The 13497-nt window shown below is 61.2% G+C and carries 13 protein-coding genes, 1 other RNA gene and 1 pseudogene; 10 read left to right on the top strand and 5 right to left on the bottom strand.

Features of this window, described 5'->3' with window-relative positions; translation table 11 throughout:
- The first annotated feature begins 1 nt into the window (after position 1).
- From IHV84_RS06790 to IHV84_RS06755, 8 genes and pseudogenes are all read left to right on the top strand, one after another.
- Positions 2-1825 carry a hypothetical protein gene (locus IHV84_RS06790; protein ID WP_370541212.1) on the top strand — a complete coding sequence of 608 codons (1824 nt, stop codon included), beginning with the start codon at positions 2-4 and terminating at the stop codon, positions 1823-1825.
- Positions 1818-2087 carry a hypothetical protein gene (locus IHV84_RS06785; RefSeq protein ID WP_198846291.1) on the top strand — a complete coding sequence of 90 codons (270 nt, stop codon included), beginning with the start codon at positions 1818-1820 and terminating at the stop codon, positions 2085-2087. The genes IHV84_RS06790 and IHV84_RS06785 overlap by 8 nt, the downstream gene beginning before the upstream one ends.
- Before the next feature lie 38 nt (positions 2088-2125).
- The gene (locus tag IHV84_RS06780) at positions 2126-2971 is read left to right on the top strand and encodes a hypothetical protein (protein WP_066690604.1); all 846 of its coding nucleotides are present in this window, start codon (positions 2126-2128) and stop codon (positions 2969-2971) included.
- Between the two features lie 169 nt (positions 2972-3140).
- On the top strand, positions 3141-3569 hold the full coding sequence (locus IHV84_RS06775; RefSeq protein WP_066782978.1) for a hypothetical protein: 429 nt from the start codon (positions 3141-3143) through the stop codon (positions 3567-3569).
- Between the two features lie 61 nt (positions 3570-3630).
- Positions 3631-3879, top strand: coding sequence for a hypothetical protein (locus IHV84_RS06770; protein ID WP_142080957.1), 249 nt, complete (start codon positions 3631-3633; stop codon positions 3877-3879).
- A 2-nt stretch (positions 3880-3881) separates the two neighbouring features.
- Complete coding sequence (locus IHV84_RS06765) at positions 3882-4343, top strand: DUF2924 domain-containing protein (RefSeq protein WP_066690598.1); 462 nt, start codon at positions 3882-3884, stop codon at positions 4341-4343.
- Positions 4340-5688: pseudogene (locus tag IHV84_RS06760) on the top strand (recombinase family protein). The gene IHV84_RS06765 and the pseudogene IHV84_RS06760 overlap by 4 nt, the downstream one beginning before the upstream one ends.
- The gene (locus IHV84_RS06755; RefSeq protein ID WP_066690592.1) at positions 5685-6137 is read left to right on the top strand and encodes a hypothetical protein; all 453 of its coding nucleotides are present in this window, start codon (positions 5685-5687) and stop codon (positions 6135-6137) included. The pseudogene IHV84_RS06760 and the gene IHV84_RS06755 overlap by 4 nt, the downstream one beginning before the upstream one ends.
- Before the next feature lie 26 nt (positions 6138-6163).
- Here IHV84_RS06755 and IHV84_RS06750 read toward each other — a convergent pair whose 3' ends face one another.
- From IHV84_RS06750 to ompA, 5 genes are all read right to left on the bottom strand, one after another.
- On the bottom strand, positions 6164-6529 hold the full coding sequence (locus IHV84_RS06750) for a hypothetical protein (protein ID WP_066690589.1): 366 nt from the start codon (positions 6527-6529) through the stop codon (positions 6164-6166).
- Positions 6530-6853: 324 nt separating this feature from the next.
- Positions 6854-7240, bottom strand: a transfer-messenger RNA (tmRNA) gene (gene ssrA / locus IHV84_RS06745).
- Positions 7241-7252: 12 nt separating this feature from the next.
- Positions 7253-7918, bottom strand: a complete 666-nt coding sequence (gene gph / locus IHV84_RS06740; RefSeq protein WP_198846290.1) for a phosphoglycolate phosphatase — start codon at positions 7916-7918, stop codon at positions 7253-7255.
- A 10-nt stretch (positions 7919-7928) separates the two neighbouring features.
- Entirely contained in the window at positions 7929-8639 is a 711-nt protein-coding gene (gene ubiG / locus IHV84_RS06735; RefSeq protein ID WP_198846289.1) for a bifunctional 2-polyprenyl-6-hydroxyphenol methylase/3-demethylubiquinol 3-O-methyltransferase UbiG, read from the bottom strand.
- Positions 8640-8743: 104 nt separating this feature from the next.
- Entirely contained in the window at positions 8744-9388 is a 645-nt protein-coding gene (ompA, locus tag IHV84_RS06730) for an outer membrane protein OmpA (protein WP_198846288.1), read from the bottom strand.
- 223 nt (positions 9389-9611) lie between these two features.
- On the opposite strand from ompA, the gene gyrA reads away from it, so the two are divergent.
- A complete protein-coding gene (gene gyrA / locus IHV84_RS06725; RefSeq protein WP_198846287.1) occupies positions 9612-12278 on the top strand; it encodes a DNA gyrase subunit A in 2667 nt (888 codons plus the stop codon).
- A 107-nt stretch (positions 12279-12385) separates the two neighbouring features.
- On the top strand, positions 12386-13495 hold the full coding sequence (gene serC / locus IHV84_RS06720; protein ID WP_198846286.1) for a 3-phosphoserine/phosphohydroxythreonine transaminase: 1110 nt from the start codon (positions 12386-12388) through the stop codon (positions 13493-13495).
- The last annotated feature ends 2 nt before the right edge of the window (positions 13496-13497 follow it).

The following is a 13497-nucleotide window of genomic DNA, read 5'->3' as shown; positions in this document are numbered from 1 at the left end:
GGTGAGTGCGTCCATCCCTTCCCCGGACGGAGCAGTAGAGAACGACCGTCACCACCATCACGACCATCACACGGTCGAGATGGATGCTGCGGTAACGAAGGCACCGACACCTGACACCGATCCCGTTGGTGTGATCGAGGCGGCACTGGTCCGTCTGGTCGATGACGTGGGCGTGCTGGCCGAGGAAGACGTGGTGCGCGCCTTCGCGATCCTCAAGGCCACAGACCTGCCCAGCTACTTGCGTTTGCGCCACGCCGCCAAGAAGACCAACCGCGATTGCTCGGTGACGGTGCTCGACAAACTGGTGCGTGACGAACTGCCGGGCAGCGACGACGATGCCAGCGCGCTCGATGAACTGGTCACCCTGGCCCGGGCGCAATGCCAGTTGCACCACGACGCGGATCGCAATGCGGTCGCCGTGATCCCGATGCCCAGTCGGCGCGAAGTGTGGCGGGTGTATTCCTCCGGCTTCGAAGACTGGCTGCGCGCCGCCTACTGGCGCGCCAAGGAAATGGGCGTGCCGGAAACCACAATGAAATCGGCCCTGGCCACGCTCGCCGCCGCAGGCATCAACGATGGCGATGAGATTGAAGTCCACGTCCGCGCGGCCCGCTGCGACGACGGCTACCTGATCGATCTGGCCGATGAGCAGTGGCAGGCCATCCACGTCACCCCCCAGGGCTGGCGGGTGGTGAACGAATCGCCGGTGTATTTCACCCGCACGCCTTCGATGCGCTCGCTGCCGATGCCTGTGCCGACAAGGATGACCCATGGCGATGTCGGGTTGCTCTGGCAGCACACCAACGTCCCGACGCACAGCCGCGTGATGGTGCTGGCGTGGCTGCTGGACTGCTTCCGTCCGGACACCCCTTTCCCGGCGCTGGAGCTGGTGGGCGAGCAAGGCTCGGCCAAGTCCACCACGCAATTCGTGCTGCGCAGCCTGGTCGATCCCAACAAGGTGATGCTGCGCGGGCGGCCCAAGACGGTGGAGGACGTGTTCGTCGCCGCCGCCAACAACTGGCTGGTCAGCTACGAGAACCTCTCTGGCCTCACGCCTGAGCAGCAGGATGCCTTTTGCACCCTGGCCACCGGCGGCGGCTTTGCTTCGCGCCAGCTCTACACCAATGGCGAAGAGCACGTCATGGAAACCAAACGGCCTGTGGTGCTCAACGGCATCGCCGTGGTCGCCACGCGCCCCGACTTGATCGACCGGGTGATCCACGTCGATCTGCCGACTATTCCCGCCGATGCCCGGCGCGACGATGCCGACACGTACGCGGGCTGGGAACGTGATCAATCCAAGGTGTTCGCTGGGCTGCTGGATCTGTTCTCGGCGGCGCTGGCCATTCTGCCAACGGTCAAGCTGACCCAGAAGCAGCGCATGGCTGATTACGAGCGCCTGGGCGAGGCAGTAGCCCGCGCCATGGGCTTCGCCGCTGGTGAATTCCAGCAGCAGTACGCCGAACTCGTGCGCGCGGGCATCGACCGGGCCTTGGAAAGCAACGCCGTCGCGCAAGCCCTGGACAAGTACCTCGCCGAGCGCGTGCTGCCCATCAACTGGCAAGGCACCGCAGGCCAGCTCTACGACCTGCTGAACACCCACAGCATCCCCGACCGCAGCAGTTGGCCGCGCTCACCCAAGGGTCTGTCGGATCAGTTGCGCCGCATCGCCCCGGCCTACCGCGCCAAGGGCATCGACATCACCCACCTCGGCCACAGCCGGGAGGGGGCGCGCTGGCGCATTGCCCAGACCCGTTCCCAAACCAATCCTGCCACGCCACCCGGCATCGAGGGTGGCACTCGATATGGAGCTCACCGTGAGTAATCCCAACTTGCATCCCATCTGGGCCAAGGTTCTCAGCATCACGCCGCAGACCACCAGCCCATCCACCTCTGCCGAAACGCAGCTGTCCCCGCTGGCTGCCGCGATTGCGGCGATGACCGGGCAAACCAACTCCCACCAGGGTTGGCAGGCCACCAGCCATCCCCGCCGCCCCGGCGCGCCCGTCGGCATCAAGAAACAGGTCGGCCCAGGCCTGTGGGTCAGCACCGTCGCACGGCCCGGCGACGCCCTGTATCCCGCTTGACCCCCGTCCATCCCTGATCAAACCCGGAGACCACCACCATGAAACTGAACCCGTTCAGCAAGAAGTCCAACCCCTACCTCGACAAGATCAAGTCTGAGCACGACGCGCTCAACTTGGAACTCGCGCCCCTCAAGGCCGAATTGGCGGAGGCGGAAGCCGAGCACGCTGCGGCACGCGAGAAGCAAAACCGGCTGCGTGATGCCGCTGGCTCTCTGTCGATGAACACGCCACCGGCCGCCAAAGCCCACTGGCCCATCCTGTGCGAGGCCAATCAGCGGATGGAAAGGCTCAAGTCGAAGGTGTCCAACCTGGAGAGCCAACTGCGTCCGCTGCAGCAGGTCCTGGCCACCCCCGAGCGCTTCGCAGTGGCCCGCAAGCAGCTTGACGATCTGATGGCACAACGCAAGGCGCTCACCGCTGAAGCGCAGACGGTTGATGGCCAACTGGGCAAGATCGCCAAGCGGCTGGAGGACCTCGACGCGCGCATTGCTGTCGAAACGAAGTCGGCATCTCGGGCGCTGCTGGATACCGAAGCGGAATTCGTGGTGCCTGAAACCTTGACCAAGCTGGAGGTGGAGCTGCGCATTACCCGGGCATCGCAGGCCGAGCTTGAGCGCCAGCGTGATGCGATTCAAGTTCAACTGGCTGGCCTGCCCGATGCCGTGCGCAAGGCGCGGGACCACTTCATCCACTGCCGTGCGGCAATGGCCGAAATCGAGCTGCACGAACAGCTGATGCCGGTGATGAACGCATTGGCTCGCGCCTCGGCAGCCCGGCGCCAGATCAACTACCACCACGACGAAAGTCGCTTCCCGGTTGAGATTCCTCGAGCGTTGATCGAAGCCGCTGGCGATGCACTGGCGGCAGAAATGCCAGCGGCTTGATCGTCACGCCACCTGCCCACAGGCGAATTGGGTCCTTCCTCGCCATCAAGCAATACGGGGGGCGCGAGCGCGCTGCCTCGCCAGTGACAGGCCCCGAAACGGGGTTACCAGTTACCACCTCGGTTACCACCCGGCGATGCGCCGGGTTACCAGCCTTCAAGGAAATGAAATGACCACCACGATCAACAACAACGACACCATCCCCGGCCAGCCACTGGCCCACTACGACCCGGAGGTCGCGCAGCGCGTGCAGTGCTGGCTCGCCAGCGGGCAGCTGTTGGCCTGGATTCCGATCCTCAGCCAAGAAAACTTCCCCGGCACACCGCCAGAGATTCTGCAGTTTGCCGACCGACATCAGGAGTCGATGCGCTGGCCGATCCACGCGCCGGAGGACCTGCTGCATCTGCCCGAGGGCATCACCGGCTGGTTGCTGCCCGCCGACTCTGAAGACACCGACGTGGCCTGCGGGGTCTGGAACGGCGAGGTCTACATCCTGGGTGTCAAGGACAAACGCACCGGGCGTGCGAAGACCCTGCTGGGCGGGCGTTTCGATGTAGCGACAGGTCAGGTCGATGACGTTGAACAGAGCGCGGTTTGACTTGGCTTCTGGTCGCCACAGCGCGTTCATGGAGGTCCGCAAACCCCTCTCAGAGAAAGCAATGAGCACCCACCAAACCCTGCGCGTACAGGTTACCGACACCAACCAGCGCCCGCGCGGCGTGATGACCATCGAGGCCGATTTCGATCACCTCGGGCCCTACCGCGTACAGCACGATGGCCAAGCCTACTGGTTCACCGGCAAATCCGGCACCCACCGCGCCAGTGGCGTGGCAACCCGCGAAATGGCAACCGCTGACGATGCCCGCCTATGGATCACGCTAGGTGGCACCGCAATCTGGGAGGACTGAGGATGGCCGCCGAACAGCAACACACCATCGCTGCGCAGCTGGCCTCGCTGCCCTCCCTGCCCATGGCCGAGCTCTGGGCGCTGTGGGACCAGCACTTCCCTCGGCGGCCCAGCCATCGCAACCGCAACTACGTCGAATCCCGATTGGCGTACCGTATTCAGGAACTGTCCTACGGCGCATTGCCCACCAACGTGCGCAAGATGCTGGTCGAGGCTGGCGCCAAGCATTCCAAGATCAAGTCAGCCGCCGGGCGCAGCGCGCAGACCCTGCTGATGCCCGGCACCACGCTGATTCGGGAATGGAACGAGCGCGAGTACCGCGTGACGGTCACGCCAGATGGTCTGTATGCCCTGGATGGCCAGGTGTTCAAGAGCCTGTCGGCGGCGGCCCGCCACATCACCGGCACGCACTGGAACGGGCCGAAGTTCTTTGGTCTGCGGGGCGCCAAGGGGGAAGCTCAATGAACGCGCCGTTGCTCGTGCCACCGAAACGCTGCGCGGTGTACTGCCGCGTCTCCAGCGACGAAAGGCTGGACCAGTCCTTCAATTCCATCGATGCCCAGAAGGAAGCCGGGCACGCATTCATCAAGAGCCAGAGCCACGAGGGCTGGATCGCCGTGGCCGATGATTACGAAGATGGCGGTTTTCCGGCGGGAACATGGATCGGCCTGCCTTGAAGCGCTTGATGGCCGACATCCAGATGGGCAAGGTCGACATCGTGGTGGTTTACAAGATCGACCGGCTGTCACGCTCGCTGGCCGATTTTGCGCGTATGGTCGATGTGTTCGACCGCCATCGAGTCAGCTTCAGCGCCGTCACGCAGCAGATCAACTCGGCCACCTCGATGGGGCGGCTGATGCTCAACGTGCTGCTGTCGTTTGCCCAGTTCGAACGCGAGGTGACGGGGGAACGCATCCGCGACAAGATCGCGGCCAGCAAGGCCAAGGGGATGTGGATGGGCGGGCCGCTGCCACTGGGGTACGACGTGCGCGACCGATTGCTGGTTATCAATGAAACCGAGGCTGCGCTGGTGCGCCACATCTTCGACGACTTCGTGACGATGCGCTCGGCCACACTGATGGTGAAGGCCTACGACGCGGAAGGCGTGGTCACCAAGGGTGGCAAGTCTTTCACGAAGCAGACCATCTACAAGATGCTGCACAACCGGATGTACCTGGGAGACATCGTGCACAAGGGGCAGGCTTTTCCGGGTCAGCATCAGGCCATCATCACCCAGACGCAGTGGGATGCTGTGCACACCCTGATCGCCACCGATGGCATCGAGCGGCGGCGCGAGACCAACGACCGCCAGCGTGACCCGGTATTGCTGCGCGGCTTGCTGTTCACGCCCGACGGCGAACGGTTGGTGCCCAGCTACACGGTCAAGAAGGGCAAGACATATCGGTACTACACACCCGTCAAACACCGGCGCTTCGGCGCGTGGGCCAGCAGCCACGGACCTCTGCCAGCGGCGCCCATTGAGGAATTGGTAACCCAGCAAATCGTAGCAGCGCTGTCAGCCCCGCACGTCGTGCAGTCGGTGTGGGATCGGATGCAGCAGATTCGGCCTGATCTGACCGAACCCCAAGTGGTGCTGCCGATGCGCAATCTGGCTGCGATGTGGCAGCAGCTTTTCCCCGCCGAACAATGCCGACTGGCGCAGTTGCTGATCGAGCGTGCGGTAATTGCCGATGGCGGGCTGGAAATCATCTGGCGCGATCAGGGCTGGCAGGAACTGGCCGGCGAGTTGGTGCCCGGCACCATAGGCGCAGAATTGCAAGAATGGGAGCAGATGGAGGAGTTGGCATGAAACTCAAGGTCAGTGCCACCGGCACGCCAGTCGCTCGCGAACGCCGGGATGGCGGACGGGTCAAGCTCTCAACATTCATCCCGCTGAAGATCCGGAAACGCGGTGCCAGCAAGGTGGTGGTGCGGCCCGATGGGCAAGTCGAGACACCGGGGAAAGTGGCGACCCAGATCGACCAGCCCTTGCTGGTGGCACTGACGCGGGCCTTCTACTGGCAGCAACTGTTGGACGAAGGCGTGGTCGGCAGCGGCAGCGAAATCGCCCAACGCGAAAGCCTGCACCACTCGACGGTGAACGAACTGCTGCGTCTGACCTTGCTGGAGCCCGCCATCATCCAGAGCATCCTGGCCGGGCAGCAGCCCAAATGCATGAGCCTGCTGTGGTTCCAGCGGAATCCGCTGCCAACCGACTGGGTGGCGCAGCGGGAGGCGGTGGCCGCCTTCGATTCGTAACCAGGACCGCCGTTCGTCAGCCCGCTTCAATCGCTGGATGCGGGCAGCCACTTGATACCTGCCACCCCCAGGTTTTTCTGGCTGATGTGGTCACTGAGGATGGGCAGGAGGGTCTGCACATTGATCTCAAAGCTGTGCCGCCACATGGCCTGCAGCTTTTTCAACGCGTTTTCATTCCGGTAGATGCTGCCATCCCAGTCGATGACCATCATCGCCACGTCACCGTCGTCGGCCAGCATACACAGCAGGGCGTCATCGGCGTCCTTGTCCAGCGAGGCTTTGAGTTCGTCCTCGTACTCGGCCAGAACTTCCACATACAGATCGATGCTCAGTGGGCTCTGCCCAGACAACGCAGACTGCAGATCGGCGGCGATTTTCGTCTTGTTGGTCATCGTCGACATTTTCGCTTCAAGGGTCCGATTCACTCGCTGACCACCGGCTGGGGGTGCTGCGGGAGATGCTCTGACTGTGTTCGATGCCTGACCGGTGGTCATGGTTGACGGTGAACCGCCACGCGTAAGTTGTTGATTTTGCAAGACCACCATCTGCGCCTACCCGCAGGCCAAACGGAGAACAGAGACAGCTCTGGCCGAGAAAGTGGCCGATTTCGGGCGTTTCGGCCGGTGGTCACCCGCAGCACAGGTGGCCGGAACCCCGCGTGGCGCGGGGATTTCGGGCAAGAAAAAGGGCCCGGAGAGTATCCGAGCCCTTCAATTTGGTGGAGCTGGCGGGAATTGAACCCGCGTCCGTCAGCCTTCATCGAGCAGATCTACATGTTTAGCGGTCTGTTTTAAATCTCGCCATGAATATCGCGCAGTCGCACGCTACACCCACAGCCAGCACCCTATTTTCTTACCTCGACCCAAGGTACCCGGATCAAGGCCAGCCCATGTAATTATCCTTGCAGCCGGGAGGCACTGATTGCTCAGAACCCCCTTGCCCAGCCCATCGGCCAACTGTTGCAAGGCTCACTGGCAATTAAGCAGCGAGTGCGAAACGTTCGTCGTTTGCAGTTAGTTTTTTAAATCGAGATTTACGAGCGTGACTCAAGCTCGACATGCACCGCACCGATTCCGAACCCACGTCGAAACCAGGACAGCCCCATGCGTCCTATTTTAGGCCACAGCGATCCATTGCAAGAGCTCGACTGGAGAATTAATTGAAGCATGCGCATTCCAGCTGGAAACATCGGAATGCGCACCCAAGTAGCCGTATGTTGCGCTCACAGTAGACATGCCCGCAGCATGCCCTGCCACGATGTCTCTCTCATCATCACCGACGTAGACACAGCGGATAGGCTCCACTCCCAGGCGCCTAGCCGCTTCCAGTAGCGGAGCCGGATGCGGTTTGGCGTGGGGTGTCGTGTCACCACTGATCACCACACCAGCGGATGCAAACAGCGCAGTGGCCCGCACCAGCGGATCAGTAAAGCGGGCAGATTTGTTGGTAACGATGCCCCAAGGCAAACCTCGGGCCTGAAGAGATTGCAACAAATGCTCCACACCGTCGAATACCGAGGTCAACTCGGTCAGCCGGTTCTCGTAATTGACGAAGAACTCTTCACGCATTGCGGGAAAGTCGGGGTGCTCGGGCGTCATATCAAACGCCTTGTGCAACATGCCCCGCGCCCCAGCGCCAGCCATGGGCCGGTAGTGATCCAAGGAATAAGACGTCAAGCCTCGATCCGTTCGCATCTTGTCAGCCGCAGCCCCAAGATCGGGCGCGCTGTCCACCAAGGTTCCATCCAAGTCAAACAGGACGGCCGCAACGTTTTTGAACATAGCGTGGATTTCAGGAAAACTTGCGTGCTGCCAGCATATAGTTGATGCTGGTGTCTGTAGTCAGGGCATACCGCTTCGTGATCGGGTTGTATTCCATCCCTTTTGTGCCAACCAGGTCCAACCCTGCCTCGCGGCAGCTAGCGGCCAACTCACTGGGTCGAATCATCTTGGCATATTCGTGGGTGCCACGGGGCAGCATGTTGAGAACATATTCCGCCCCTACGATAGCGAGCATGAAAGCCTTGGCACTGCGGTGCAAAGTCGAGAAGAACACCCATCCGTCGGGTTTCACCAATTCAGCGCAGGCCCGCACCACAGAGGCGGGATCTGGAACATGCTCCAGCATTTCCATGCAAGTCACCACATCAAAGCTGGCGGGCTGCTCTTGCGCGAGCGCCTCGACACTGATTTCCCGGTATTGAATATTCGGAGTGCCTGTTTCCAAGGCATGTAACTGCGCAACCCTAAGTGACTTGGATGCCAGGTCAATCCCGGTGACATTTGCTCCTTTGCGCGCCATGGAGTCTGCCAATATCCCGCCCCCACAGCCAACGTCCAGAACTCGTTTCTGGTTCAGGTCAGCAAGGGCGTGAATCCAGTCCAAGCGAAGAGGATTGATTTGGTGCAGAGGCTTGAATTCGCTCTCTGGGTCCCACCAGTGGTGGGCCAAGTCTGAGAACTTGGCCAATTCTGCAGGGTCTGCGTTGAGTGCTTCAGTCATATCGCCATTTTCCCCCAAGGACCTATGCCCTATCGAGGATGTACAAATCATCTGGACATAAAAAAAGCCCCGTCACCGGGGCTTTTTTTTGGAGTAATCAGAGATTACTTGGTAGCACGGGTGCCGACCACTTCGATTTCCACGCGACGGTTCTTGGCGCGGCCTTCGGCAGTCTTGTTGTCAGCCACGGGTTGCTTTTCGCCCTTGCCTTCGGTGTAGACGCGGTTCTTTTCGATGCCCTTGGACACCAAGTAAGCCTTCACGGCTTCGGAACGGCGCACAGACAGCTTTTGGTTGTAAGCATCGGAGCCCACGGAGTCAGTGTGACCCACAGCGATGATCACTTCCAGGTTGATATCCTTGACCTTGGAGACCAGATCGTCCAGCTTGGCCTTGCCTTCTGCCTTCAGGACCGACTTGTCGAAGTCGAAGAATGCGTCAGCAGCGTAGGTTACCTTTTGAGCGGCAACAGCAGGAGCTGCTGCGGCAGGAGCCGCGGCAGCGGGAGCAGCAGGGGCTGCTGCAGGTGCGGCGGCAGGGGCTGCTGCCTTGGGAGCGATAGCGCCGTCGCAGCCAGGAGCTGCCGTAGCAGGCGTCCAGTTGGCATCGCGCCAGCACAGTTCGTTGGTGCCGTTCTTCCAGACGAGATCGCCGGAACCGTTCTTCCAGTTGTCTACAGTTTGTGCGCCAGCGGCGGTTGCGAGCGCTGCAGAGGCAAACAACATCGCCACTTTGTTCAGTTTCTTCATGGTTCTCCTCTTGGGGAAAAAGCCGCAGCCGCGCTGCGAATCAGGACGCTTAGGGTGACCACCACCAAAAACGCTGAAACGATTGTGCCATACGTAACAGGCGAAAAGCGGCTCTACTTCATAAGGCACCGTAGGACAAAACCGCAATAGCCCTCATATGTTGCTCGGGCGCTACAAGCATCTAAGCCTAAAATGGCTCTCCTTTGCTGCCTCCGCCGTCCAAATGACCCAGTTTGCCAAAGAAACCCTGCCGATCAGTCTTGAAGAAGAAATGCGGCGCAGTTACCTCGATTACGCGATGAGCGTGATCGTAGGCCGGGCCTTGCCTGACGCACGAGACGGCTTGAAGCCGGTGCACCGGCGCGTGCTTTACGCAATGCACGAACTCAACAACGATTGGAACCGACCCTATAAAAAGTCGGCCCGTATCGTTGGCGACGTGATTGGTAAGTACCACCCCCACGGAGACTCGGCGGTGTACGACACCATCGTGCGGATGGCGCAAGACTTCTCATTGCGTCACATGCTGGTGGACGGTCAGGGCAACTTCGGCTCGGTGGACGGCGACAACGCCGCTGCCATGCGGTACACCGAAATCCGCCTGGCAAAAATTGCTCACGAAATGCTGGGCGACATCGACAAGGAAACGGTCGATTTCGGCCCCAACTACGACGGCAGCGAAAAAGAGCCGCTGGTATTGCCCAGCAAGCTGCCCAACCTGCTGGTCAATGGCTCCGCAGGCATTGCGGTGGGTATGGCCACCAACATCCCGCCCCACAACCTCAACGAAGTGGTTGATGCCTGCCTGCACATGCTGCGCAACCCGGATGCTTCCATCGATGAGCTGATGGAGATCATTCCCGCGCCTGACTTCCCCACGGCCGGGATCATCTACGGCATCAATGGTGTGAAGGACGGCTATCGCACCGGCCGCGGCAAGGTGGTGATGCGCGCCAAGTGCCACTTCGAGGACATCGACCGCGGCCAGCGCCAAGCGATCATCGTGGACGAGCTGCCCTACCAGGTCAACAAGAAGACGTTGCAGGAGCGCATGGCCGAGCTGGTGCACGAGAAGAAAATCGAAGGCATCAGCCACATCCAGGACGAGTCGGACAAATCCGGCATGCGCCTAGTGATCGAACTCAAGCGCGGCGAAGTGCCCGAGGTGGTGCTGAACAACCTGTACAAGCAGACGCAGCTGCAGGACACATTCGGCATGAACATGGTGGCGCTGATTGACGGCCAACCCCGCCTGTGCAACCTCAAGGACCTGATCAGCGTCTTCCTGCAGCACCGCCGCGAAGTGGTGACACGCCGCACGGTGTTCGAGCTGCGCAAAGCCCGTGATCGCGGGCACGTACTCGAAGGCTTGGCCGTGGCATTGGCCAACATTGACGATTTCATTGCCATCATCCGCAACGCCCCCACCCCCCCAGTGGCCAAGGCTGAGCTGATGACCCGCTCTTGGGACAGCAAACTGGTGCGCGAGATGCTGACCCGCACGCGCGCCGATGGCGGCGTGATCAACGCCGACGACTACCGCCCCGAAGGCCTGGAAAAAGAATTCGGCATGGGCCAGGACGGCCTGTACCGCCTGTCTGAAACGCAGGCCCAGGAGATCCTTCAGATGCGTCTGCAGCGCCTCACCGGTCTTGAGCAAGACAAGATTGTGGCCGAGTACAAGGAAGTCATGGCGGTCATCGAAGACCTGCTGGACATCCTGGCCAAGCCCGAGCGTGTCTCGACCATCATTGGGGAAGAGCTTACATCGATCAAGCAAGAGTTCGGCCAGCACAAGCTGGGCGCACGCCGCTCCATCGTTGAATACAGTGCGCAGGACCTCTCCACCGAAGACCTGATTACCCCGACCGACATGGTGGTGACGCTCAGCCACACGGGCTACATCAAGAGCCAGCCGCTGTCCGAATACCGCGCCCAAAAGCGTGGTGGCCGCGGCAAACAGGCTACAGCCACGAAGGAAGACGACTGGATTGACCAGCTCTTCATCGCCAACACGCATGACTACATCCTGTGCTTCTCCAACCGGGGCCGCCTGTACTGGCTCAAGGTGTGGGAAGTGCCAGCCGGCTCGCGCGGATCGCGTGGACGCCCCATCGTCAACATGTTCCCGCTGCAAGACGGCGAGAAGATCAACGTGGTGCTGCCACTCACGGGCGACATGCGCAGCTTCCCAGCCGACCGCTTCGTGTTCATGGCAACCAGCATGGGCACGGTGAAGAAGACGGCGCTCGACGAGTTCAACAACCCCCGCAAGGGCGGCATCATCGCCGTGAACCTGGACGACGGTGACTACCTGATTGGCGCAGCCCTCACCGATGGCAAGCACGACGTGATGCTGTTCAGCGATGGCGGCAAGGCCGTGCGATTTGACGAAAACGATGTGCGCCCCCTGGGCCGTGCGGCGCGTGGCGTGCGCGGCATGATGCTGGAAGAAGGCCAGAGCGTGATCGCCATGCTGGTGGCCGAGGACGAGACACAAAGCGTGCTCACAGCCACCGAAAACGGCTACGGCAAACGCACCAGCATCGTCGAATACACCCGCCACGGCCGTGGCACCAAGGGCATGATCGCCATCCAGCAAAGCGAGCGCAACGGCAAGGTCGTGGCGGCCACGCTAGTGCATGCCGACGACGAGATCATGCTGATCACCGACAAGGGCGTGCTGGTGCGCACCCGTGTGAGCGAGATCCGTGAACTGGGCCGCGCCACGCAGGGAGTGACGCTGATTGCCCTGGACGAGGGTTCCAAGCTCAGCGGCCTGCAGCGCATTGTGGAAAACGATGCCAACGCGCCGGATTCCGCCACAGAGGCTGCTGATGAATCTGAAGGCGGTAACGCCAGCGAAGGCGATACAACGCCTGAGGCTTGACCGCCAAGCCGCAGCCACGGCTTTTAGCCTTGGCTGCATTTGCTATCAAAATCAGAGCTTCTACCGCTTACCCAGCAAGCGCTGGAAGCTCTTTTTATCATTAACCGATGAACCGCCCCTACAACTTCTCCGCCGGCCCGGCTGCCATTCCTGCCGAAGTCCTAGAACAAGCCGCTGCTGAAATGCTCGACTGGCACGGCAGTGGTATGGGCGTGATGGAGATGAGCCACCGGGGCAAGGAATTCATCTCGATTTACGAGCAGGCCGAAGCCGATCTGCGCGAACTGCTGGCGGTGCCGGCCAATTTCAAGATGCTGTTCATGCAAGGCGGTGGCTTGGCGGAAAACGCCATTGTTCCGCTGAATCTTTCGCGCGCAGCGACGGTGGATTTTGTGGTGACGGGCAGCTGGAGCCAAAAATCTCAAAAAGAGGCGCTCAAGTACGCATCGGAATCGCGCATTGCGGCCTCGGGACAAGAGTCCGGGTTCACCACCCTGCCCGCGCCATCAACATGGCAACTGAGCAAGGGCGCCAGCTATGTGCACCTGTGCAGCAATGAAACCATCCACGGGGTGGAGTTTCATGAACTGCCGGATCTCCAGAGCCTGGGTAGCGATGCACCGTTGGTCATCGACTTCTCTTCCCACGTGGCCTCGCGCGGTGTGGACTGGTCGCGCGTGGGGGTCGCGTTCGGCGGCGCCCAAAAGAACCTCGGCCCCGCCGGCCTGACGCTGGTGGTTGTGCGCGAAGACCTGCTCGGGCACGCCCTGCCGATCTGCCCCAGCGCGTTCGATTACAAGATCGTCGCGGACAACCAGTCGATGTACAACACACCGCCCACCTGGGGCATCTACATGGCCGGCCTCACCTTCCAGTGGCTCAAGCGCCAGCGCGAAGGTGGTTTGGCGGGCATCGCCGCCATCGAGCAGCGCAACCTTGCCAAGGCCGAGTTGCTTTACAGCGCCATCGACAACTCCCAGTTTTACGTGAACAAAGTGGCAGTGAACTGCCGCTCGCGCATGAACATCCCGTTTTTCCTGCGCGATGAAAGCCGCAACGAGGCATTCCTGACCGGAGCCCGCGAACGCGGTCTGCTGCAACTCAAGGGCCACAAGTCCGTGGGCGGTATGCGTGCCAGCCTCTACAACGCCATGCCCCTGGAGGGCGTTCAGGCGCTGGTGACCTACATGCGAGAATTTGAACAAAAGCACGCCTGAGC

Source organism: Acidovorax sp. IB03 (assembly GCF_016406015.1).
Classification (GTDB): domain Bacteria; phylum Pseudomonadota; class Gammaproteobacteria; order Burkholderiales; family Burkholderiaceae_C; genus Acidovorax; species Acidovorax temperans.
This window is presented reverse-complemented; position numbering and strand designations above follow the sequence as displayed.